The 22,812-nt window shown below is 42.6% G+C and carries 18 protein-coding genes and 1 tRNA gene; 5 read left to right on the forward strand and 14 right to left on the reverse strand.

The features are described from left to right. Positions 1 to 196: 196 nt before the first annotated feature. Positions 197 to 2,776, forward strand: a complete 2,580-nt coding sequence (locus T530_RS0112125) for a penicillin-binding protein 1A (protein WP_027729240.1) — start codon at positions 197 to 199, stop codon at positions 2,774 to 2,776. A gap of 31 nt (positions 2,777 to 2,807) precedes the next feature. Next, entirely contained in the window at positions 2,808 to 3,215 is a 408-nt protein-coding gene (locus T530_RS0112130) for a ParB N-terminal domain-containing protein (RefSeq protein ID WP_027729241.1), read from the forward strand. 31 nt (positions 3,216 to 3,246) lie between these two features. Here the strand turns inward: T530_RS0112130 and T530_RS14380 are convergent, their stop codons facing one another. The 11 genes from T530_RS14380 to pgk all read right to left on the reverse strand — a co-directional run bounded on the left by T530_RS14380 (position 3,247) and on the right by pgk (position 17,611). After that, positions 3,247 to 4,131 carry a 23S rRNA (adenine(2030)-N(6))-methyltransferase RlmJ gene (locus T530_RS14380; protein WP_051537983.1) on the reverse strand — a complete coding sequence of 295 codons (885 nt, stop codon included), beginning with the start codon at positions 4,129 to 4,131 and terminating at the stop codon, positions 3,247 to 3,249. Next, positions 4,125 to 6,137 (reverse strand): NAD(+) synthase, encoded by a 2,013-nt coding sequence (locus tag T530_RS0112140; RefSeq protein ID WP_027729242.1) that lies wholly within the window; start codon positions 6,135 to 6,137, stop codon positions 4,125 to 4,127. The genes T530_RS14380 and T530_RS0112140 overlap by 7 nt, the downstream gene beginning before the upstream one ends. 21 nt (positions 6,138 to 6,158) lie before the next feature. Next, positions 6,159 to 8,753, reverse strand: a complete 2,595-nt coding sequence (clpB, locus tag T530_RS0112145; protein ID WP_027729243.1) for an ATP-dependent chaperone ClpB — start codon at positions 8,751 to 8,753, stop codon at positions 6,159 to 6,161. Positions 8,754 to 8,837: 84 nt separating this feature from the next. Continuing rightward, a complete protein-coding gene (locus T530_RS0112150; protein WP_027729244.1) occupies positions 8,838 to 10,010 on the reverse strand; it encodes a hypothetical protein in 1,173 nt (390 codons plus the stop codon). Positions 10,011 to 10,111: 101 nt separating this feature from the next. Then, positions 10,112 to 10,330 carry a hypothetical protein gene (locus tag T530_RS0112155; protein ID WP_009105739.1) on the reverse strand — a complete coding sequence of 73 codons (219 nt, stop codon included), beginning with the start codon at positions 10,328 to 10,330 and terminating at the stop codon, positions 10,112 to 10,114. 51 nt (positions 10,331 to 10,381) lie between these two features. Then, positions 10,382 to 13,396 (reverse strand): insulinase family protein, encoded by a 3,015-nt coding sequence (locus T530_RS0112160; RefSeq protein ID WP_027729245.1) that lies wholly within the window; start codon positions 13,394 to 13,396, stop codon positions 10,382 to 10,384. A 19-nt stretch (positions 13,397 to 13,415) separates the two neighbouring features. Continuing rightward, positions 13,416 to 14,825: a flagellar motor switch protein FliG gene (locus T530_RS14385; RefSeq protein WP_027729246.1), complete on the reverse strand. Its 1,410-nt coding sequence runs from the start codon at positions 14,823 to 14,825 to the stop codon at positions 13,416 to 13,418. 93 nt (positions 14,826 to 14,918) lie between these two features. Next, a complete protein-coding gene (rpsI, locus tag T530_RS0112170) occupies positions 14,919 to 15,311 on the reverse strand; it encodes a 30S ribosomal protein S9 (RefSeq protein WP_009105733.1) in 393 nt (130 codons plus the stop codon). Between the two features lie 15 nt (positions 15,312 to 15,326). Then, a complete protein-coding gene (gene rplM, locus T530_RS0112175) occupies positions 15,327 to 15,755 on the reverse strand; it encodes a 50S ribosomal protein L13 (RefSeq protein WP_009105730.1) in 429 nt (142 codons plus the stop codon). A gap of 146 nt (positions 15,756 to 15,901) precedes the next feature. After that, positions 15,902 to 16,123, reverse strand: a complete 222-nt coding sequence (locus T530_RS0112180; protein WP_009107157.1) for a hypothetical protein — start codon at positions 16,121 to 16,123, stop codon at positions 15,902 to 15,904. A 219-nt stretch (positions 16,124 to 16,342) separates the two neighbouring features. Further along, positions 16,343 to 17,611: a phosphoglycerate kinase gene (gene pgk / locus T530_RS0112185; protein ID WP_027729248.1), complete on the reverse strand. Its 1,269-nt coding sequence runs from the start codon at positions 17,609 to 17,611 to the stop codon at positions 16,343 to 16,345. A gap of 301 nt (positions 17,612 to 17,912) precedes the next feature. On the opposite strand from pgk, the gene T530_RS0112190 reads away from it, so the two are divergent. Then, the gene (locus T530_RS0112190) at positions 17,913 to 18,926 is read left to right on the forward strand and encodes a radical SAM protein (RefSeq protein WP_027729249.1); all 1,014 of its coding nucleotides are present in this window, start codon (positions 17,913 to 17,915) and stop codon (positions 18,924 to 18,926) included. Between the two features lie 29 nt (positions 18,927 to 18,955). Further along, a complete protein-coding gene (locus T530_RS0112195) occupies positions 18,956 to 19,438 on the forward strand; it encodes a hypothetical protein (RefSeq protein WP_027729250.1) in 483 nt (160 codons plus the stop codon). Positions 19,439 to 19,652: 214 nt separating this feature from the next. Here T530_RS0112195 and gap read toward each other — a convergent pair whose 3' ends face one another. Further along, positions 19,653 to 20,684, reverse strand: a complete 1,032-nt coding sequence (gene gap, locus T530_RS0112200) for a type I glyceraldehyde-3-phosphate dehydrogenase (RefSeq protein WP_009107166.1) — start codon at positions 20,682 to 20,684, stop codon at positions 19,653 to 19,655. Between the two features lie 141 nt (positions 20,685 to 20,825). Continuing rightward, a tRNA-Lys gene (locus T530_RS0112205) sits at positions 20,826 to 20,898 on the reverse strand. A 199-nt stretch (positions 20,899 to 21,097) separates the two neighbouring features. On the opposite strand from T530_RS0112205, the gene T530_RS0112210 reads away from it, so the two are divergent. Continuing rightward, complete coding sequence (locus T530_RS0112210; protein WP_027729251.1) at positions 21,098 to 21,403, forward strand: hypothetical protein; 306 nt, start codon at positions 21,098 to 21,100, stop codon at positions 21,401 to 21,403. Positions 21,404 to 21,410: 7 nt separating this feature from the next. On the opposite strand, the gene T530_RS14915 is transcribed toward T530_RS0112210, so the two are convergent. Further along, the gene (locus tag T530_RS14915) at positions 21,411 to 22,811 is read right to left on the reverse strand and encodes a hypothetical protein (protein WP_051537984.1); all 1,401 of its coding nucleotides are present in this window, start codon (positions 22,809 to 22,811) and stop codon (positions 21,411 to 21,413) included. Position 22,812: the final 1 nt, after the last annotated feature.

The raw sequence follows: 22,812 nt of genomic DNA on the forward strand, positions 1-22,812 counted from the left end.
TTTTCTTATATTTTTAATAAATTTTTATATAATTATTAAAGTTTTTGGCTCTAGTACCCGATATTATAAATGTCAGGGACATTTTCCCCTCCCACCCATGTCCCTGGCTGCCTGATTAAGGCATGGCGCTGATTCATTCAGCGCCTTTTTTTTATGCCCTTTTCGCATATCCAAAAAATCGTTATAATAACCTATTATGAAAAAACTTACGAAAGCTCCACTCATTATATCTGGTGTCTTGTTTTTCTTTGCAATCGGCATAGGAGCAGCACTTGGAGCATCACTTGCAGCAACAAGGAATATCATAAACTCTGAATACATCACAGAATTTGAAACAGCATTGCCTACAAAACTTCTGGATATAAACGGCGAAGTAATCACGGAATTTGCTTCTGATGAAAAACGAGAAATCATTGCCTTCAATGATTTGCCGCAGCATCTTGTTGACGCCCTGATTACCCGTGAAGACAGGATTTTCTTTTCACACAACGGTTTTAACCTTAAGGCTATTTTCCGCGGCGTCTTCGGTATTTTAACAGGCCGGTCGCTTGGTGGTGGTTCTACCCTTACACAGCAGATTGCGGGAACCCTTTACTGTAACCGAAATGATAAATCCATTAAGCGTAAGCTTGATGAGCTCTGGTGGGCCATTCAGATGGAACGCCGCTATTCAAAAAATGAGATTCTGGAACTTTATCTCAATAAGATTTATTTTGGTGGCGGAACTTACGGAGTAAACGCTGCTTCAAAATATTATTTCGGACACGGTGTTGAAAAAATTACACCGGCAGAAGCTGCAATTCTTGTTATTCAGCTTTCTAACCCTGCTTTTTACAATCCTTTTGACCATCCTAACCGCGCTATGGACAGACAGAAAAACGTTCTGGATTCCATGGTTGCACAGGGCTTTATTACAAAAGACGAAGCTAACGAATCTTTCAATGATTTCTGGGCTGATTTTGACTATACCCGAACATCTTCTTCGGCATATTTGATGCGTGATGATAAAGCACCATGGTTCAGTGAATATGTCCGCCGAGAACTTAGCGGCATGATGTACGGTTCAGACAATATTTATACAGACGGATTTACTGTTAATACAACCTTGAATCTTGCCCATCAGAAAATTGCCCAGGATGTAATGGAAAAGTGGATCAGTAATGCTAACACCCGCTATAAGAAAGAACATTCTGCAAAGGCTGGAGTTGCTTACGGAACTTACGTTCCTATTTCAGAAATGATTGCCCTCCTGTTTAATATTCCAGGCCTTAAGGTAAGTGAGCAGAGAACAGAACTTGTTGCAAACAATGAATTTATCAACTCTGTCAATCCGGTGCTCGACATCATTTCCATGATGAACGGTTCTGAAAAACTTAAAATCAACATTATTAACCGCGCAGTTGCAATTTCAAAGCAGGCTGATGAAAAGAATACAATCGAAGGAACAATGATTGCCCTGGATCACGAAACAGGCTACATTGACGCCCTTGTCGGCGGAAGCAAATTCGATCAGGAAAACCAGTTTATCCGCGCAACCCAGGCTAAGGTTCAGCCGGGTTCTACCTTCAAGCCTCTTTACTACTCTGCCGCAATTGATTCAAGAAAATTCACACCGACAACCATCATTTCTGACTCGCCGGTTGTTTTCCATACAGCAGACGGAAAGCCTTACATTCCTTTGAACTTCAAGGGTGAATGGGAAGGAGACGTAACAGTTTACCACGCCCTTACCCGTTCCATGAACGTTCCTTCACTTAAGGTTCTTGACGGAATCGGATTTGAAGCCGCTATCAGCCGCGCTGTTGCCCTTCTGGGAATCTCTAAAGAGGATTTACCAACAAGAGCCTTTGTTCCTGGCTACCCTATCGGTCTTGGTGTTTGTTCTGTCCGCCCGGTTGAAATGGCACGCGCCTACGCAATTTTTGCCAACGGCGGTAAGGAAGTTACTCCAATGGCTATCAGAACCGTTGAAGACAAGAACGGCGACGTTATCTTGAATCCTGAGCTTGAAATCAGAAAGGCACAGGCAGCCAAGGGAGATAAGATTCAGGTTATCACTCCTCAGACTGCTTATGTAATGGTAAAACTTCTGGAGCAGACAGTCTTCAATGGTGGTACTTTGAGCGCCCAGAGCTGGCACTTTGAATATCGCGATGAAAAAGGAAAGAAATATACAATGCCTGCCGGCGGAAAAACCGGTACAACCCAGAACTGGGCTGATGCATGGACTTGTGGTTTTACACCTTACTATGCGGCTGCCTTCTGGTTCGGTTTTGATAAGCCTGGTCAGTCACTTGGTTTGAATATTACTGGTGCCACCCTTGCCGGTTATGCCTGGGGGGAATATTTTGATAAGGTTCACGCAGACTTGCCTCTCAAGCAGTTCGCCCGCCCTCTTGAAGGCGTTGTAGAGGCAACAGTTTGTTCTGTGAGCGGTAAAATCCTTACAGACGGCTGCGGAGACCATAAAACAACTCAGTGGTATCTTGAAGGAACTCAGCCAACAGAAATCTGTCCGGTTCACTCAAGCCAGTCAAGTTCAATTATTGCTGTAAACCGCCTTGAACGTGAAATGTATAAATCAGGACATCGATACACCCAGAAGGTTGATGCAACACCTCTTAAACTTGACTTGAACTTCCTCAATTCAAATTATGTACCTCCACGACGCAAATCAGATGATTTTGCCCAGGATCAGGAGCATGATAAGACAGAAAACACTGGCAATAAAGCAAAACAGAATGTAGAATATGATTATAACTATCTGATGGAATAAAAATCAGTCAGCAAAGGCGGCGGCAGAGAGAATGTTAATAGCAATTAAGGATATTAAGATAAAGAAAAGAGTTCGCAAAGATTTAGGTGACCTTGAAAATCTTAAGGACAGCCTTAGAACTTATGGTCTGTTAAATCCTATTACTCTTAACAGCCGCTACGAACTGATTGCCGGGGAACGCCGTCTTACAGCTGCAATGCAGCTTGGCTGGACAAATATTCAGGCAAACATAATCGATAATCTTACAGAAGTCGAACAGCTGGAAATGGAAATTGAAGAAAACAACCAGCGAAAGGAATTTACAGATCAGGAGCTTCTGCAAGGCTATATGAGACTTGAGCGCCTTAGAAACCCGGGATTTTTCTACCGCATTTATTTATTCTTCAAGCGTCTTTTCCAGAAAATTGCAGACTGGTGGGCTAAGAGGAAGAAGAAATAGCCACAGATTGGACACAGATAAACACAGATTATTATTTTAGAAGATTTTCTATAACTGAAATTATTTTTTCCATATCTTCTTTTAAGTGCCAGGGGGCATTTAAGACAAGCATTCCGCTTCCGTAAAGTCGAGGCGGATTTTTTTCGCTCTGTTGGTATTCCTTAAGGCTCATTTCCTGATGGCTGTCTTTGGCGGCTACTTCCAGACGCAAATCGCAGATTTCGGTATTTGGATTTACAGAACGTGCAGAAGACTGAATGTCATTCAGCATCTGATTGATTTCCTGCTCGCGGTGGGAAAGAAGAGGATACCAGAGCATTATGATTCCGTTTGTCCATTTTTTATTTACGGCTGTAATTGTTTTAGCGCAGTCTGTGTAATCTGAAACTTCTTCGTAGCTTGGGTCGATTAGGACGGCACCCCGCTTGGTTTTAGGGGGCGTAAGAGCCTTGAGCATTTCAAAGCCGTTGCGGTTGTGAACCTGAACATTTTTACAGGGCGCTTCAAATTCCGGGTGCAGCATATTTTTTTTGAGATTTTCTACTTCCTGAGGATGAAGTTCTGAGAGAACTATAAAATCCTGCTGACGGGAAATGACGCGGGCAATTTCCGGCGAGCCTGGATAGAAATTTTTGAAATAGTAGCGGTCAATCAGAGAAATATAATCGCTTAGTAGGGAATGCGAGCCGGAAATCTCCATCTTTGAAGAAATAAGACGGGAAATTCCCTTCTCTGCCTCGCCCGTTTTCTGGCTGCGGTTATCAAGCAGGTCGTAAAGGCCACTGCCGGAATGAGTATCAAAATAGGTGTAAGGCTTGTCCTTTTTGTTGAGGCTGGAAAGGACAAAAAAAAGCGTAAGATGCTTGAGGATGTCGGCATGGTTTCCGGCGTGAAAGGCGTGCTGATAGCTTAGCATGACTTGCCGCCTGTTTTAATGCCGCTAACCTCTGCTTCCAGTTCGTCGATTTCCTTAAGCCAGATTGCGGCTGAAGCATCGCTTGGCATTCGCCAGTCACCGCGCGGAGAAAGGTTGATTGTACCCACTTTTGCGCCGTCGGGCATGCAGGAACGCTTGAACTGCTGACTGAAAAAGCGGCGGTAGAAGGTGCGCAGCCATTTGAGTTTTGTTGCGTCGTCGTATGGAAGGTCGGCGTTTTTTGCAAGGAAGAAAATCTTCTTCGGGCTGAAGCCGAAACGCAAAAGATAATAGAGATAAAAATCGTGTAGCTCGTAAGGGCCGACAAGGTCTTCTGTAACCTGGCTGATTTTGCCGTCGGTTGGCGGAAGAAGTTCAGGGCTTACCGGAGTGTCCAGAATGTCGCGGAGAACGGCTGAGTAGGCCTTGTTACCGGCGTCAGCTGCCTGCTCGCAGAACCATTCAACAAGATAGCGGACAAGGGTCTTTGGAACCGAAGAGTTTACGCCGTACATGGACATGTGGTCACCGTTATAGGTGCACCAGCCCAGAGCAAGCTCAGAAAGGTCTCCTGTTCCGATTACGATGCCGTTTGTTTTATTGGCGTAGTTCATAAGAACCAGAGTTCGGGTGCGGGCCTGTCCGTTTTCGTAGGTGACGTCGTGAAGATTTTCGTCCTGACCGATGTCCTTAAAGTGTTGGCGGACTGCGTCTGCAATAGGGATTTCTTTTAAGGTAGCGCCGCATTCATTGGCAAGCTTGCAGGCATTATGATAAGTACGGTCGGTTGTACCGAAGCAAGGCATTGTAATCGCGGTGATTTTTTTGCGGTCGAACTTACAGAGGTCGAAGGCGCGGCAGGTAACAAGAAGTGCAAGAGTTGAATCAAGACCGCCCGAAAGCCCGATTACAGCTGACTGACACTTGATATGACGAAGACGTTTTGCAAGGCCCTGAGCCTGAAGGGTAATTACCTGTTCGCAGCGGATGGTACGGTTTGCTTTGTCAGACGGCACGAAAGGATGAGGGTCGATGAAGCGTTTGAGAGTGCTGGTGCCACCTACCCCCGCCAGAGACTCCTCGTCCCCGCACAAATCAATTTGAACAGTCACATAATCTGCCGCAAAGGGAGCGTGGTTTACCGAAAAGCCGAAGCTTGTCGTACGGCGTCGCTCCTGACAGAGGCGTTCAATATCAATATCAGCGTAAATTATTTCGTCATCGCCAAAAAGCTCAGACTGAGCAAGAATAGTTCCGTTTTCACAAATCATCTTGTGGCCTGCAAAAACCATATCCTGAGTGGATTCGTCTTTTCCGGCGTTAGAATAAATATAAGCCGCAATCAGCTTTGCGCTGTGGTTCTGAACAAGATTTCTGCGGTAATCAGCCTTACCGATAATTTCGTTTCCGGCAGAAAGATTAACGATAACGTTTGCGCCGTTGAGAGCATGGCGTGTAGAAGGCGGAAGCGGCGTCCAGAGATCCTCGCAGATTTCACAAGCTATTTTTACTTCAGGATTATTTTCATCACAAATAAGAATGTCAGTTCCAAAAGGTACATCATCAAAGCCCGCAAAAGAAATAAAGCGGGGTTCCATATCAGGCTGAAATGGAGTGAACTGACGGCGCTCGTAGAACTCGCCGTAATTCGGAAGGAAGGTCTTTGCAATCAGGGCAAGAAGCTTTCCCTTATAAAGGGCAGCGGCACAGTTATAAATACCCTCACCAACCGCCAGCGGCAGTCCCACAAAAATAAGGCTGTCATGGCCGGCAGTTTCCTTAATTATAGAAGAAAGAGCAGCCTCGGCCCCCTTTTGCAGGCTTTTCTGGAAAAACAGGTCACCGCAAGTGTAGCCTGTAATTGAAAGTTCAGGAAAAACGACAATTTTTGCGCCAGCGGCACAAGCCTCTTTGGCAACCTTAATTATATTTTCTGCATTAGTACTGCAGTCCGCAACCACAAGGCGCGGACTAAGGCAGGCAGCCCGAATAAAACCAAAATTCATGGAATTATTGTAGCACAAAACTTAGGCTTTCACAAACTCCAGCGCATTTCCATCTGCGGCGGCAGAAACCTTAATGCAGGTGTCCTCACCAAACTTTCCGGCAAGCAGCTCTTTGGCAAGCTGATTTTCCACGTAGGTCTGGATGGCTCGCTTTACAGGGCGGGCACCCATGCTAGGGTCGTAACCTTTTTCGGCAAGGAAGCTTACGGCAGACTCATCAAAGCTCAAAGTAATTCTGCGGTCTGCAAGGCGGGCTGCAACACGTTCAAGCTGATTGCGTACAATGCCTGTAATATGCTCTTTTCCAAGCTGTCCGAACATTACGATTTCATCAATTCGGTTCAGGAACTCAGGACGGAAGGTTTTCTTCAAAAGAACATCAATTTCTGGGCGCAGGGCATTCAGTTTTTCCTGACTGTCGGCTTCAAGAATCAAATCACTTCCAAGATTGCTTGTCATGATGATGATGGTGTTCTTAAAGTCTACAACACGGCCCTGACCGTCTGTAAGACGGCCGTCATCAAGCACCTGCAGGAGCACATTGAAAACATCAGGGTGAGCCTTTTCCACCTCATCAAAGAGGATTACGCTGTAAGGACGGCGGCGAACTGCCTCTGTAAGCTGACCGCCTTCATCATAGCCGACGTATCCCGGAGGCGCTCCAATAAGGCGGGTAACTGAAAACTTTTCCATATACTCACTCATATCGATTCGGGTAAGAGCCTTTTCATCATTAAAGAGGAAGTCGGCAAGTGTTTTTGCAAGCTCAGTTTTACCAACACCTGTAGGACCGATAAACATAAAACTGCCAAGCGGACGATTAGGGTCGTTCAAACCGCTTCGGTTACGGCGGATGGCGTCACTTACCACCTGCACTGCCTCGTTCTGACCGATTACACGCTTGTGAAGTACGTTTTCAAGCTCCAGATACTTCTGCTTTTCACCTGTCATCATTTTTGCAACAGGAATTCCACTCCAGCTGCTTACAACCTTTGCAATGTCTTCTTCGGTAACACTCTGACGCAAAAGGGAATCGCTTCCGCTGTCTTTACGTGTAGCTTCTGCCTGCAAGGCTTCATCCAGCTGTTTTTCGAGCGACGGAATTATGCTGTATTTGTATTCAGCGGCTTTTTCAAGGTTCCCTTCGCGGGTAAACTTTTCTTCGCTGAATTTTGCCTGTTCAATCTGTTCTTTTAAGTCGCGGGACTTATTAATAGAAGTTTTTTCATTCTGCCACTGAAGCTTCATTGCATCGCGTTCAGAAGTGATTTCAGAAAGTTCTTTTTCCAGCTTGGAAAGTCGTTCTTTAGAAGCGGCGTCATCTTCCTTACTCAAAGACTGCTTTTCAATCTGAAGCTGCAAAATCTTTCGTTCAAGGCGGTCAAGTTCAACCGGCTGGCTTTCAATTTCCATTTTCAGGCGGCTGGCAGCCTCGTCCACAAGGTCGATTGCCTTATCCGGCAAAAAGCGGGAAGTGATATAGCGGTTAGAAAGAGTTGCTGCGGCAACCAAAGCTTCATCTTCAATGCGGACACCATGATGGATTTCGTACTTATCGCGAAGACCTCGTAAAATGGCGATTGTATCTTCTACAGTCGGCTCGGCGCAGTAAACCTGCTGGAAACGTCGCTCCAAAGCGGCATCTTTTTCTATATACTTGCGGTATTCATCAAGGGTTGTTGCGCCAATGGCACGAAGCTCGCCGCGCGCCAGAGCCGGCTTAAGCAGATTAGAGGCATCCATGCTGCCCTCAGAAGCACCTGCCCCCACAAGAGTATGAAGTTCATCAATAAAGAGAATAATCTGTCCGTCAGACTTCTGAACCTCAGTAATCAGAGCCTTAAGTCGCTCCTCAAACTCACCTCGAAATTTTGCGCCTGCAACAAGGCTTCCCAAATCAAGGGCAAGGAGACGCTTGTTTTTCAAAGACTCCGGCACATCTTCGCTGGCAATTCGGCGGGCAAGGCCTTCTACAATGGCAGTTTTTCCTACACCCGGCTCACCAATGATTACAGGATTGTTTTTTGTACGGCGACAAAGCACCTGCATTACACGGCGGATTTCTTCATCACGTCCGATTACCGGGTCAATCTTATCCTGACGGGCAAGAGCTGTAAGGTCTCGGCAATATTTTTCCAAAGAACGTGTTTTACTTTCCGGGTCCTGAGAATCTACAGTCTGATTTCCGCGCACAGATTTAAGGCTTTCAATAATCGCCTTATGGGTAATTCCGCTAGATTTAAGGAACTGTCCTGCCTCGCCGTCACTCTGGCTCATGGCAAGAAGAATATGCTCAGTAGAAAGAAACTGGTCTTTTAGGGCAGCCATCTCCCCTTCTGCCTTGGCAAGGATTTTCTGCATTTCGTTAGAAAGATAAACCTGGGCAGCGCCGCTTACCTTAGGGGCAGCCGAAATTGTATCTTTAAGTCTTTTTGAAAGCTCATAAGAAGGAATACCTATTCTGTCGATTATTGGGGCAACAAGTCCGTCCTTCTGGTCAATAAGGGCAAGCAGAACGTGAAGTCCGCTTATTTCAGAACTGTCGTTTTTTAATGCAATGCTGGAAGCCTCCTGCAAGGCCTCCTGAGATTTTATTGTAAATTTTTCGTAATCCATAAACAAAAACCTCCGTTATTATTTTTAATTATCACAATTAAAATAATAACAGAGGCTTATATTCGGCAAGTTTTTTCTTAAGTTTTAGACTTCGCCGTCTTCTGTATGTCCGAACTCGCATACAGCCTTTTCAATTTTTGCAAATTCCAGCTGCTCAAGAGTTTTTTTATTCTTTTTATAAAGTTTGATTTCACCGGTTCCAGAAAAACCTTCTATTAAATTCATAACCTTACGCTCGCCTTCCGGCAGTTCCAGAAGTCTGTTATACAAATCCTTTACGTCGCAGTAAATATCAACATCAATTACGTAAGTTTTATTATGAACGCTGACAGACCAGTGAAGTTTATCGTCATTTTCGCTGCCTTCAGGGCTCTGAATACAGTCCCAGATGCAGGAATATTTATTTTTGCCAGAATCAGCGGTAAAGCTGATATCATTCCCTTCAAAAGTACCTAAAAAGCTTATGCGGTCATTAAATTCTCCTTGAACAGAAAAGCTAGAGCCAAACAAAAGCTTACCTGAAATATTGCTTGTAAGGTTGCTGGAAGAAATATGGAACCATTTTTTAGGGAAATTCTTTCCAATATAACGGTCTGTGTAACCAAAGGAATGTTTTTCATCAATAATATAGGTGATTCCGTCAAAAATCATTGTGCCTGAAAATTTTGCAAGACAGCCGCAAGGAAACCACAAGGTATTTTTGCTTTTATAGCCATCTGTAAAACTTGTCTTCAACTGATATTCAATATTCCATTTTGAAGAACCGGCCCCACACATATATTCAGGATGCTCTTTTACATCACTTTCAGAAATTTCAACTTCGCCGGAAATATGAGATTCATCAAAAAAGCATTTTCCCATTCGAAGCTGAAAGGGTTTGTTTTTTACAAGGCAGTCATGCTGTGAATGATATTCGCAAAGCTGCTTGGATTCCTTTCCAACCATTCCGATTCTGATAGAACAATATGAAGGACGAACAATTGATTCTGTTTCAAGATTGCGGGCAGAAGCAGTTCCGGCAAGCACATACTGCAAATCTTCTTCAGAAATTTTTACGCGAGGCTTAAAGCCCAAAAGAGGATTAGAAGGCGACAAAGCGGGATTCACAGCTTCAAATTCAATAAAAAATGATTTTTCCACACCCGACTGCTCTTCTATGGCAGTAAAAATAAAACGCCACCAGTTTATTCCGGTTCTTTTTTTAGGATTTTTAAAACCCCTTTTGATGTAATTTATTGTTTTAACGTTATTGGCCATTTAAAAAACAATCCTTATTCTACTTACTCAATTAATTTTCGGTAAAATAAGGATTTTTATAAAGTAAAAAAAAGAAATTGTATTAAAATCAGTTAGAAAACTTACGGAATCATTCTTCCGATTGCCTTGTTCAATTCTTCCTGCTCTTTAGGGAAGTTATCGTTCAAATATTCAAAGCACTGAACAGCGGCCTTCTGGGCATGCTCGTACCAAATCTGATAAAGTTCTGTTTTTATATCTTCTCCAGGGAAAGGAGCACCCTGCACATCAGAAACCAACCCTCTGAGCATTTTTACACATTCCAAAACCTTTTTATCCATATATCGCCTCACAATAAAAAATCGTTATCACTTATACCTAAAACATTATACCTATATTTGAATTACTTTTCCACAAAATTCTTTTGATTTATCGCAAATTACAAACTTTCGGCTATTTTTACTGTATTCCAAAAGCCTTTGGGCAGCTTTATGCACGTCTTCAGGAGTAACAGTAAGGGTCTGCTCCAGACGTTTTTGAATCATATCGGCAGTTGTACCAAAAAGGAAGCGGTTGAAGCCCCTCACTCCCCTCTGACTCGGGCTGTCAGGAACAATTTCATCACTGTAATTAGAAATTATGCAGCATTCAACTTCTTCTTCTGAAAATTCTTTCTTGCAGACTTCTTCAAGCGATTCAATAAAGAGATCAAGAGATTTAAAAGGTGTCGGATCCCGCCAGCTCATCATTGCAAAAATCTTGTCAGATGCATCTGGTGCACAGGAGCCGCCGTAAGCACCACCAGTCATTCGGATTTTTTCCCAGAGTAGATGGCCGTTGAGCCAGGTTGAAAGAATATCCTCAGCAGCAGCTGCTTTTGTGAGCCAGATTGTGCATGGAAAATACATTGCCGAAAAGCCCGACTGAGTTTTTACCTTAATAACTTCTGTCTTCTCTTCCGGTTTGCATTCATATATATATGGAAGATAATCTTTAAGTTCATAACCTGCGCTCGGCTTAAGAGTTTTAAGGCCTGTATTTTTTACAAAGGCAGGAAGAAGTTTTTCTACTTCTGAAAGGGAGTCGGAATCAGCAGTAACGTGAAGGATACAGCCCTGATCCAAAATTGACTCATACAGTGCCTTATATTTTTTCAAAAGATCAGGAACCTGTTTTTTGGAGTAGGAATTTATATGGAAATACTGACTCACACCGTAAAAAAGTTCGTTCATGGCAGAAGCTTTATTAAAGAAACTTCTTCCCCGCAAAGAAAGATAGTGATTTGCGTGATGAACAAAGTTTGATTTTTTATCAAGCTGATTTTCGCTGAGGATTGTTTTAAGGCGTTTTGCGTCATCAAAAGACATTTTTGAAATAATCTCGCTCAAAAGCTCAAGACTTTCCTTTGTTTTATGAGACAGGAACTTTGCAGAAATACTGATCCAGCTGCGGCCGGCGATATTTTTATTCTTGTAGCTTGCTGCATTTTTACGGCTGTCCTCAGAATCAGGCAGTTCCCCGATAATGGTACGGGTCCCCACATCTCCCATAATGCAGGCCATTTCTGCGGTGCACTCGTCCCACTTTTTTCCGTTCCAGCCAAGATCTGTAAGGGAATCTATCATAAGAGGAAGGTCTTTAAAATCGGCCGGCGCTATATTATCAATCGGGAAAGCCACATCAACATAAACAATTCCGTTTGTATTTTCATCGCTTAAAACAAGAGCAATGCTGCCGTTTACACCCTGCACTTCAGAAACTTTAGTCTGAATATGATTCAAATCAGCCTTCAGCTCCGAAACTTTCAAGTGAGGAATGCAGGAAAGTTCTTCCGGACTTTCCACCCGCGACTGATATGCATGAAGTTTTTCAAGCTCAACTTTTAAGGCAGCCTTATCAAGGCTTTTTTCAAACTTTTCAAGGCGGTCAGACTCGCGCTTATTGCGCTCTTCAAAATATTCTTTAGAAGGCTCTACGATTACGTCTGCATGAAGAGAATTATCAATAAAATATTTTTTAATCAGATTTTTTGTGTAATCCGGGTCAGAAGCAATCTTCTGCTTGATTTTTTCAAAGTCACTTATCGGCGAAAGATGAAGTTTAGGTTCAAAGCCGTTTGTCCAGCCGGAAAGCACCTTGCTCATAAGGACGATGGAATAAGGACCGAAGTGGCGGCCAACCTCACGAAGGTTAAAGTCAATTCCCATAATTGCAGAATTAACGTCAGCCTGGGAAACGCCTTTTTCATAGATTGACTCTAGGGCAGATTTTATAAGCTCAAAAACCTTCTGTTCGTTGCCCTTCTTAACTCCGCTAAGGCCGTATGCCATAAAATTATTCTGGTGAACATAGCCGAAGTTTCCGCAGACCGGGGCAAGGTCATCCCCAAGATCAGATTCCTGAAGGATTTTTGAAAGAGGAGAACTGTCATTGCCGGAAAGAACTTCTGTAAGATAAGTTTTTTCAATGTCAGATTCGCCTGTATACCAGGCAGTGCAGACCATAGCTCCTGTAGCGCCATTGTCAGGGGCAGTATAAGTTTTGCAGACAGAAGCTTTAAGCGGCGGAGTTTTTTGAAGTTCTTGGATTTCGTCACTTATAAAAGGAGTCAGCTCTCCAATATTCGGAATAGATACCGGAGGAAAGGCAGCAGCAAGGCGCGGAATATATTTTTCTGCAATAAAATCCAGCTGTATTTCTGTCGGAATATTTCCGTATAAAAACAAAAGGCAGTTAGAAGGTGAATAAAATTTTTTGTGAAATTCCAGCCAGTTTTCGTAAGTAAGATTAGGAATTTCCAGCGGGTCCCCGCCGCTTTCGTAGCAGTAAATTGAATCAGGGTACATTGTATCAATCATGCGGTCAATGCAAACCTGATTAAAATCAGAAAAGCGGGCCTTCATCTCATTATATACAACCCCCTGAAGTGAAAGCTTTCCTTCCTCATCCATTTCCACTCGCCAGCCTTCCTGTTCAAAAGTCTGGCGGCTCAATTTTGGAAAGAAAACAGCATCGGCATAAACGTCCATCAGATTAAAATAATCAGACTGAATTAAAGAAGCCGCCGGATAGCTTGTTTTATCAGGATAGGTCATCGCATTCAAAAAAGATTTTACGCTCTGATTTTCAAGAGTTGTAAAAGGCTCTTTCAGCGGGAACTTTTCCGAGCCGCAGAGAACAGAATGTTCCATAATGTGGGCGGCGCCATAAGAATTTTTTGCAAGGGTACGGAAATTAAAAGAAAAAAGATTTTCTTCATCATCATTTATGATATGGTAAACTTCCAGTCCTGTAGCTTTGTGGCGCAGGTAAAGTCCCACAGCCTTAAAATCATGTAAATCATCAATGCTTACAACAGTAAAATTTTTATACTCGGCTCCGACCTTGTATTTTTCGTAGAATTTCATAGTAAGTTTTATCCATCAATTAAATAAATTTATCTTCGTTTCTGTCTTTTATGATTAAGTTGCCTGTTTCAAATTCATTGCGAAGCCGTGCCACAAACTGATTTGTAATGCTTTCTACATCAGACTTACGCATAGGCTTCAAAATTTCACTCTGAGCACGAACTTCATTGCGGCGACCGGCAGAAATATTTGAAAGGATTTTCTCGCAAAAATCATTGTTTTTACCGGCAATAAGATAGGCAATATCAACTTCGGTAAGATTTCTAAGCTCCTGCTGAACAAACTTGTCGTCGGCATTTATTACGTCTTCGTAGGTGAAAAGTCTCTGTTTTAAGTCTTCACCAAGGTCAGGATCATTTTCAGAAAGTTCGCCTAAAATCTCACTTTCAGTCTGCAAATCCATCTTTTTCAAAATCTGGGCAAGAGCGGCGCGACCGTCAATTGTTTCAGCCCGCTCTACAACCTGATTTTCTGCCTTTTCGTGAAGAGCCTGACTTACGCGGCGGATAATATCAGGACTGACAGACTGCATTTTGGCAAGACGCAAAACAACTTCCCTCTTTTCATCCGCTGTCATCTGATTAATGACTTTTGCAGATTTTTCAGGAGCCAGGAAAGAAAGCACCATAGACTGAACACCGACATTTTCATCCTTAATCAAAAGGTAAAGACGCTGCTCATCCAAATCTTTCAGATATTCAAAAGGCTTTTCACCTTCAAACTGAACGGCATTCTGCAGCATCTGATCTGCTTTTTCCTTACCATAAGCGCGTTCCAGCATTTCGCGGGCAGTTTCAATTCCGCCGCTGTATTTTGCCTGAGTCAAAAGCTCGTTGAACTCTGCAAGAATTACAGAAGCCTCATCCTTGTTTACAGTGCGGATAGAAGCAATTTCAGGAATAATTCGCTCAATCTGTTTTTCGTTCAAATGAGGAAGGATTTTTGCCGCTTCATCTTCGCCAATTAAAAGAAGAAACTTAGCAACGCGGCGGTAAACAGAATCTTTTTCACCGTCTTTAGGCTCACCCGGAACCTTTATCAAACCGCCCTTTTTAAGATAGGCAGCCGCATCATCAAGCATCTTTGTTGTATCAGAAGGAGTGATTTTTTTTCCGCCAAGAGGTCTGCTTTCAAACTTTGGTTCAGGCGCTTTTTCGCCAGCAGGAGCAAGACCGGCAGGAGTTTTTACAAAAGAAGCAGGCGTAAAGGCCTTTACGTTTGGAGTAGACGCAGGCTCTTCTTCTCTGGAACTTTTAATTTTAGGAGGCACAAATGATTTTACATTTTTAGGCTGACTTTCAGACTGATCCGGCTCAGATTTTATAAAAGTTTTTGGAATAAAAGGCTGAACGTTTTTTGCATCATTTTCAACTTTTCCAAGATTTTCTTTTTTTCCGTAAGCCATAGCCCGTAAATCATTCATGTTCATAAAATCATTTTACAATAAAAAAAACGCGACCGCAAGGCGACCGCGTTTTGTAAGTGCCCGATAAAGGGCACCATATCCAAACGAAAGTATAGACTAACGTTTTGAGAACTGGAATCTGCGACGAGCTCCCTTCTGACCGTACTTCTTACGTTCAACCATACGAGAATCGCGAGTAAGGTATCCGTTAGCTTTAAGAGCTGTACGAGCATCTGGATCAATCTGAACCAATGCGCGAGAGATTCCGTGCAAGCAGGCTGCTGCCTGACCGTTCATACCGCCACCCTGTACGTTGATAAGGATGTCGTATTTACCGTCATTAGAAGTTACCAGCAAAGGCTGACGAACAACCTGAAGCTGCTCCAATGAATCAAAATATTCTTTTACATCTTTTCCGTTTACAACAATTTTACCAGAACCGTCGCGAACGAATACACGTGCAACAGCAGTCTTTCTTCTTCCTGTACCGATTGCAATATTCTTAACCATGATTATCTCCTAGCCTTAAAGTTCGATTGCTTCTGGTTTCTGAGCTGCATGTGGATGCTCTGCACCAGCGTAGATTTTTACATTGTCCATAAGTTTACGGCCAAGACGATTATGTGGAAGCATACCAGCAACTGCCAAAGCGATTGGGTCTGTAGGATGTTTTTCCATCAATTTTTCAAATGTGTGAGCGCGAAGTCCGCCAACGAAACCTGTGTGGTGGTAGTAAATCTTTTTCTGTTCTTTACCGCCAGTTACAGCTACTTTGTCAGCATTGATGATTACTACGTAATCTCCCATATTCTGGTTCTTTGTAAATGTTACTTTGTTCTTTCCACGAGCAATTGCAGCAGCTTTTGCAGCAACGCGACCAAGTGGTTTTCCGGCTGCATCAATAACATACCATTTGCGAGCCTGTTCACTTTCCTTAACGAAAATTGTATTCATGATAATACCTTGAAAATAATAAAGTTTATCTTGCAGTTTCAGAACCTTTGCATCGTGCCCTGAATCTGCGAAAACCAGAATGAGCAGTTCCGATTTTCATACGGGGTAATATAATTTATCAAATTTAGAAAATAAATTCAATAGGATTATGCTTCCACTTTCTCAGCATCTTCTTTTTTTGCTTCACTCTTATCTTTGATGTCTGCAGCCCCAATAAAGAGACAGATGATTCCTACAAAAGCTGCAAGCACAGGTGCAAAACCTTTAAGGAATGCAATTACATCAGCGCCCCAGTTCAAAGGACATGAAGGAAGAACTGCAAATACAGTAAAAGCGATAAAAATCAAACCAATAATAATAGAAATCATAAAAATAAGCCTCCAGACTGAGGGGCTGAAAATTCCCCTTTTATAAAATAATAATGCAAATACGGGAAAAAGAAAAGAAAGAAAAAAAATGCCGCCCCGAAAGGCAGCATTATAAAAAGGATTGCCCCTCGCTAGTCTCGGGGCTTGAGGCATTCTCTCGATAATCCTAAACAAACCCGCTGTCGCAGCTTTGTTTTTAACGGATTTTCGATTTTAGCCTTACTTTGTAGCTAATATTGCTATACCTGGCAAAGTTTTTCCTTCGAGGAATTCGAGAGAAGCTCCACCACCAGTAGAAACGTGGCTCATCTTGTCTGCAAGGTTGAACTTGTTTACAGCGGCAACAGAGTCACCACCACCAACTACAGTCATAGCACCCTTAGATGTTGCTTCTGCAACGAGGCGAGCTACAGCTTCAGTTCCCTTTGCAAAGTTTTCGAACTCGAATACTCCAACAGGTCCGTTCCATACGATAGACTTTGAAGCAAGGATTGCGTTCTTGTAAAGTTCAACAGTCTTAGGACCAACATCCATACCCATAAGGTTATCTGGAAGATCAACTGCATCAACTGCAACTGGGTCTTTATCAGCAAATTCAGCACCACCAACATGGTCAACTGGGAGAAGAATCTTTACGCCTGCTTTTTCAGCCTTTGCAAGAAGGTCTTTTGCTGTATCAAGGAAGTCATCTTCAACAAGTGACTTACCGATTGAGTGGCCCTGTGCCTTGAGGAATGTATAAGCCATACCACCACCAACGATGAGTGTAGAAGCGTTCTTCATAAGGCTTTCAAGAACAGCGATCTTAGAAGAAACCTTAGCACCACCGATGATTGCAGTCATTGGTTTTTCTGGGTTTGTTACCATTGGCTGAATGTATTTAACTTCTTTTTCCATGAGGAAGCCGCCAACAGATTCAACTGGCATGAACTTTGCGATAGAAGCTGTAGAAGCCTGATCGCGGTGAGCAGTTCCGAATGCGTCGTTTACAAAGATGTCTCCGTATGTAGCAAGTTCTTTTGCCATTACGTCGCGCTCTGCAGCATCTTTAGAAGTCTCTTCCTTGTGGAAGCGAACGTTTTCGAGCATTGCAACTGCTCCTTCTGGAAGAGCATCAATAGCAGCTTTCTGTCCGAGTGCATCTGGAAGGAAGGTAACATCCTTTCCAAGTTTCTTTGCAAAATATTCTACAACAGGCTTCATGCGGTTCTTACCGTTGATGAACTTTTCAGCATCAGCGTCTGTCCATGTTTTACCGGCTTTTTCAGCCTTTTCCTGAGCCTTTTTTACGTCCTTTTTCGGGTCACCAAGATGGCTCATAAGAACGAGAGAACGTGGGCTCTGTTCAAGAATGTATTTGATTGTAGGAAGAGCAGCCATGATACGAGTATCATCCTGTACAACTCCGTCCTTCATAGGTACGTTAAAATCAACGCGCATAATAATGCGTTTGCCTTTAAGATCAACATCTTTAACTGTTTTAATCATTGCGAACTCCTAATAATGATTTACGAGATTATAATAATGTGTTTGTAGTTTAAAATCTAGTTCTCCAATAGCTCCCGGTAGTGGAGTATGGGTCAAAACCGCTCGGTACCTCGCTACATGCTATTTTTGTAATGAAACTATTGAACACGCCGCTAGCGCGGCAGACAAAAATAGAATGTTTTTGCCCCACACTCCACTACCTCGCGCCAATTTAGACTACAATATTAAACTTTTTCACCTTATCTGTGTTTATCTGCGTCAATCTGTGGCTATTTTTTTTCACACTTATTAAAATATCCTTATGAAGAAAGGAAGCCCATTTACACCAACCGAAATTATTTTTTCCTGTACGACCGCCTGCAACCTGCACTGCGAGCACTGTTTTGTAAACCGCGAGCCTAAAAGGCTTTCGATTGAGGCGGCAAAAAAACTGCTGCTTTCATGCAAAGGTTCTTCTATAGATAAAGTTGGATTCAGCGGCGGAGAGCCGTTTTTGTATATGGATTTTTTGTGCGAAATTACCCGCGCTGCCATCGAAAGTGACTTTATGTTCGACCAGATTATGACCAACGGCGACTGGTGGAAAGACGAAAATGATTTACGTACCATTCTTCAGAAAGTCTACGATGCCGGCTACGACGGCAAAATCGGTCTCAGCTGGGATTCTTACCACGGCCAGAATACTAAACGCATGGAAACATTTATTGGCGCAGTTCATAAAATCTTTGGTGAAGATGCAATTAACATTCAGACGGTAGATGACGAAAACAAAAAAGGGGAAAGCCTTCCCCTCGCTCACACTTCGTTGCTCGCTACCCCTTCTAGCGGGGTGAGTGAAGCAGCTGGGCTGCTTCTTGATGAATCGAAAGCCGTTAAGAAATCTGCGGCAGCAGATTTTAGGCTATCTTCTCTCCCCCCCGCAACGCCCCCGAAATTGCCGCCTGTTTACCACCTTCAGCGTTCCTTCCCGTCTGATGATGCCCGCGCCTGGCAATATCGCAAATGGTTCCGCGAAGACTACTGCGAAGGACCCGGTCACATCTTTTATGTTCACGCCGACGGTAACATCGCCCCATGCTGCGGTTTTGCAAATGAAAATCCAGACCTCTTCATCGGTACAATAAATGACAGCTTTGAAAAGCTCATGCAAAATGCATCTCAAAACCGCATGCTTCAAATCTGCTACGAAGAAGGCCTCTCCCACTTCCGTCGCCACGGTTTAAAGAAAGTCCTCAAAGCCCAGGGCAAAAAACTTCCCAAAGGCAAATGTGGCGACATCTGTTCCTTCTGCGATTTTGTATGTAAATGTTTGTAAAAATCCATTTTATCAAGTAAATTATTATTATGCGTACAAAAGAAAAAACAGAATTACAAAAAGAAAAAATCATCCAGAGAATTGAAAAAAATCTTGGAAAGAAAATAGAAAGCTGTGAACTTGCTGAATTACGAGGAACAATAGAAAGCGTAAATAAAATCGGCATTTATCCTAAATCCGGACTGGGAACCGCCTGGGGACTGATTTTGTTCTGTCAGGGAGAGAATGGCAGTCAGGACATTTATTTCTATTATCCTGCTACTGAAGGTATGTTTGACTTCTTTTTCCGCCAGAACAGCGGCGATGCCCCGGCAGAAGATCAGTTTATCAGCCTTAACGATTTAGAAAACCTGACTTTTGAAACTCCTAAAAAATCCTTCTTTTCTTTCTTAAATCCCGATGAAAAGAGAACGATTTTTGTAACTGCAAATGCCGGTAATGAATCAGTAAAATTCTGCTTTATGCTGATGGAAAACCGCGCAGAAGAAGTGGCTGAAAAATTAAGAAAATAGCCACAGATAGGACACAGATAAACACAGATTTTTTAGCGGCAGGGAAAATTTTTAGTATACATAACTTATCTGAATTTATAAGTTATCATATTAAAGCATCCTTTATCTGCGAGAATCTGTGTCCCATCTGTGGCTAATAAAATCCGTATAATCCGTGTCTAAAGACAAAAAAAGCCTCGCACGAAGCGAGGCTTTTTACTCAATCAACTAAAACTTAGCAGTTCTCTGCAAAATATTTAATTGTTCTAACCATCTGGCTAGTATATGAGTTTTCATTATCATACCATGAAACAACCTGTACCTGGTATGTATCGTCGTCGATCTTAGAAACCATTGTCTGAGTAGCGTCGAACAATGAACCGAACTTCATACCGATAACGTCTGAAGATACGATTTCGTCTTCGTTGTAACCGAAAGATTCAGTTGCAGCAGCTTTCATTGCAGCGTTGATTCCTTCTTTTGTTACATCTTTACCCTTTACTACAGCAGTAAGGATAGTTGTAGATCCTGTAGGTGTTGGAACACGCTGTGCAGAACCAATCAATTTTCCGTTCAATTCAGGAATTACAAGACCGATAGCCTTTGCAGCACCTGTTGAGTTTGGAACGATGTTCTGAGCACCAGCACGTGAACGGCGGAGGTCACCCTTGCGCTGTGGACCGTCAAGAATCATCTGGTCGCCAGTGTAAGCGTGGATTGTTGACATGATACCAGAAGCGATTGGAGCGTAGTCATTCAAAGCTTTAGCCATTGGAGCGAGACAGTTTGTTGTACAAGAAGCTGCAGAAATGATGTTGTCGTTCTTTGTCAAAGTTTTGTGGTTTACATTGTAAACGATTGTAGGAAGGTCGTTTCCAGCTGGAGCTGAAATTACAACTTTCTTAGCACCTGCTGTGATGTGAGCAGCAGCCTTATCTTTTGCACAGTAGAAACCTGTACATTCAAGAACTACGTCTACTTTGTTAGCTGCCCAAGGACAGTTAGCTGCGTCTTTTTCTGCAGAGATTTTGATTTCTTTTCCATCAACGATGATAGAATCTTCTGTAGCTGATACAGTGTGTTTTCCTTCACCGATGCGGCCCATGAATCCACCCTGTGCTGTATCATACTTCAAAAGGTGAGCAAGCATTTTTGGGCTTGTCAAATCGTTGATAGCAACTACTTCATAACCATCAGCTTCGAACATCTGACGGAAAGCCAAACGACCAATACGGCCGAAACCATTAATAGCAACTCTAACTGCCATAATATATCTCCTAAAATTAATTAGATTAAATTTTATAGGTTTAAAATAATGAATTTTTAACAAATAGTCTACTACAAAGATATAAGGGAGAAAAAAATCGGGTTAAAAGAAAAAGGACTCTGAAAAATCAGAGTCCTTTTCTGAGCTACACTGGATTCGAACCAGTGACCCACGCCTTAAAAGGGCGTTGCTCTACCTACTGAGCTAGTAGCCCAACTCATTCTTGCGAATGCTTGATTAATATATTCTTTATTAAAAAAAGTGTCAATAGGACAATAAGCAAAAATCATAAATTTTTGATTTTTTTTTTGATAATTTAAAAATAAAAATTTGCTTTTTATAAATTCCGATGTAATAATAATTGAGCAGGGTGGGAAATAAAGTCTGTAATTTTTGAAAAAGGGGGTGTCTTTATGGGGAAAATAGACGAAGAGAAGCTGATTGAGATTGTCAAAAAAACTGCTATCGGGCTTGTTATTACTGCAGCCCTTGTCTTTCTACTTGTATCTGCAAAAATTTTCAGTGTAAGTCAGGCATCTCCGGGTCAGTACGAAAAGAACTTCAGTAAACTTTCTGTTACTGAAAAAAATATGGTCAGAAAAATGAAGAAAACCGGAGAAGTTCAGTCAAAGGTAATCGGAACAAGACGCTCTACCGGCGGTAACGGAAAATTTATTAACGAAGTTGAAAAAAATCACCGTTCGGATAAAAAGAATTAAGATTTCTCTAGAATTTCCAGCCGGCGCAGACTTGCGGAATTATTAATCCTAACTGCATGTCGGTCAGGGAAGAGTAGACAAAATCGCAGCAGGCTTCTACGTAGAGGCCTTTTATAATTACTGCTTTAAATGAAAGGCCTCCATCGTAGCAGAGATTAAGACTGTTCATGGTCTTTGAAGTCTCATTTGTGGAATAGATATATCTGAAACCGAGAAGACCTAGCAAGCCTGCCCCGCCATGGAATTCCAGTGTAAAGCGCTGGGAAGAATTTGCGGCATCTTTCTGTCTGAAAAGCGGAGGCTGGTAGATGAGATTAAAAGTGCCGGTAACTAAGTTTCCCTCAATAGTATAATAGTCAAATTTGGAAGTCATTCTTGAATAAATACCGGAAAGCCCGAAGCCAAAATTACCTGCAGAAGTTTTTAGAGGAATTAAATTAGTTTTTGCGCAGACGCTGGCTGGCCAGATTGAATTTTTCATGTAATCTGGAATTACATCGTCAAATAGAATCACTGGAAGGGCGTAACCGGCACAAAGCTCAAAGCTGGCCTTTTCCCTCCTTGCATGCTTTTCTGCCTTCTTTCTTTCTTCCTCTGCAATTCTTTCTTCTTCGGCAAGACGCTGTTCTTCTGCAAGCCTTCTTTTCTCTTCAAGACGTCTCTCTTCCTCTGCCAGTCGCCTTTCCTCTTCTTGAGTTTCCTCAAGATGCTTCTGCTCTTCTTCCTGTCTTCTTCTCTCTTCTGCCAGGCGTTTTTCTTCTTCCTCTGCCCTTTTCTGACGAATTTCAGGCCATGGATTACTTATCCTGATAATTCCACTCTCTGAAGATTTTCCACTAGGGTCAATGACCTTTATTTTCCAGTCTCCGTCATTAAGCACAGGAACTTTTAATCCGGTTGCAACAAGAGAAGAGCCGCTGCCCCTTGTAACAAGTTCAACGTCCAGAACTTCTCCCGTTGCAGAATTTACAAGCTGAGCTTTTGAGCGGGGCTGAATATTTTTTATATCAACGGGAATTACCGCTGAATCTACAGCAGTCTCAGGAATCTGCCAGCCTTCAGATGGAAAGGATTCGATAGAAGGCAAAAGAGCTTTTGTAATTCTGAAGCCCTGCCAGTCTGTATAACTTCCTTCGCGGCCAAGAATATCCACGGCTTTTACCCTGAATTCAAATTCGCCGGGCATTTCTGAAATTTCTATAAAATTCTGCTGGGTTGTAAAAGATTTAACTTCCCCGCTGGCTTTATTACGAACCTGAATCTGATACTCAAGAACATTGTCATCCTGGGCCCATTCAAGTTTTTCAGTAACGGGTCTGGATTTATCCTGGGCAAAAGGATTCTGTGTCAAAAATCCAAAGATTAAAGAGAAAATCAAAATGTTTTTTACGTTTACTTTTGCAAACATC

The sequence above is a fragment of the Treponema sp. C6A8 genome (assembly GCF_000619925.1).
Taxonomy (GTDB): domain Bacteria; phylum Spirochaetota; class Spirochaetia; order Treponematales; family Treponemataceae; genus Treponema_D.

What these genes read in the sequence shown, in the direction of transcription:
- T530_RS0112125 (WP_027729240.1), top strand. Translation starts at nt 197, where the DNA reads ATGAAAAAACTTACGAAAGCTCCACTCATTATATCTGGTGTCTTGTTT.
- T530_RS0112130 (WP_027729241.1), top strand. Translation starts at nt 2,808, where the DNA reads ATGTTAATAGCAATTAAGGATATTAAGATAAAGAAAAGAGTTCGCAAA.
- T530_RS14380 (WP_051537983.1), bottom strand. Translation starts at nt 4,131, where the DNA reads ATGCTAAGCTATCAGCACGCCTTTCACGCCGGAAACCATGCCGACATC.
- T530_RS0112140 (WP_027729242.1), bottom strand. Translation starts at nt 6,137, where the DNA reads ATGAATTTTGGTTTTATTCGGGCTGCCTGCCTTAGTCCGCGCCTTGTG.
- clpB (WP_027729243.1), bottom strand. Translation starts at nt 8,753, where the DNA reads ATGGATTACGAAAAATTTACAATAAAATCTCAGGAGGCCTTGCAGGAG.
- T530_RS0112150 (WP_027729244.1), bottom strand. Translation starts at nt 10,010, where the DNA reads ATGGCCAATAACGTTAAAACAATAAATTACATCAAAAGGGGTTTTAAA.
- T530_RS0112155 (WP_009105739.1), bottom strand. Translation starts at nt 10,330, where the DNA reads ATGGATAAAAAGGTTTTGGAATGTGTAAAAATGCTCAGAGGGTTGGTT.
- T530_RS0112160 (WP_027729245.1), bottom strand. Translation starts at nt 13,396, where the DNA reads ATGAAATTCTACGAAAAATACAAGGTCGGAGCCGAGTATAAAAATTTT.
- T530_RS14385 (WP_027729246.1), bottom strand. Translation starts at nt 14,825, where the DNA reads ATGAACATGAATGATTTACGGGCTATGGCTTACGGAAAAAAAGAAAAT.
- rpsI (WP_009105733.1), bottom strand. Translation starts at nt 15,311, where the DNA reads ATGGTTAAGAATATTGCAATCGGTACAGGAAGAAGAAAGACTGCTGTT.
- rplM (WP_009105730.1), bottom strand. Translation starts at nt 15,755, where the DNA reads ATGAATACAATTTTCGTTAAGGAAAGTGAACAGGCTCGCAAATGGTAT.
- T530_RS0112180 (WP_009107157.1), bottom strand. Translation starts at nt 16,123, where the DNA reads ATGATTTCTATTATTATTGGTTTGATTTTTATCGCTTTTACTGTATTT.
- pgk (WP_027729248.1), bottom strand. Translation starts at nt 17,611, where the DNA reads ATGATTAAAACAGTTAAAGATGTTGATCTTAAAGGCAAACGCATTATT.
- T530_RS0112190 (WP_027729249.1), top strand. Translation starts at nt 17,913, where the DNA reads ATGAAGAAAGGAAGCCCATTTACACCAACCGAAATTATTTTTTCCTGT.
- T530_RS0112195 (WP_027729250.1), top strand. Translation starts at nt 18,956, where the DNA reads ATGCGTACAAAAGAAAAAACAGAATTACAAAAAGAAAAAATCATCCAG.
- gap (WP_009107166.1), bottom strand. Translation starts at nt 20,684, where the DNA reads ATGGCAGTTAGAGTTGCTATTAATGGTTTCGGCCGTATTGGTCGTTTG.
- T530_RS0112210 (WP_027729251.1), top strand. Translation starts at nt 21,098, where the DNA reads ATGGGGAAAATAGACGAAGAGAAGCTGATTGAGATTGTCAAAAAAACT.
- T530_RS14915 (WP_051537984.1), bottom strand. Translation starts at nt 22,811, where the DNA reads ATGTTTGCAAAAGTAAACGTAAAAAACATTTTGATTTTCTCTTTAATC.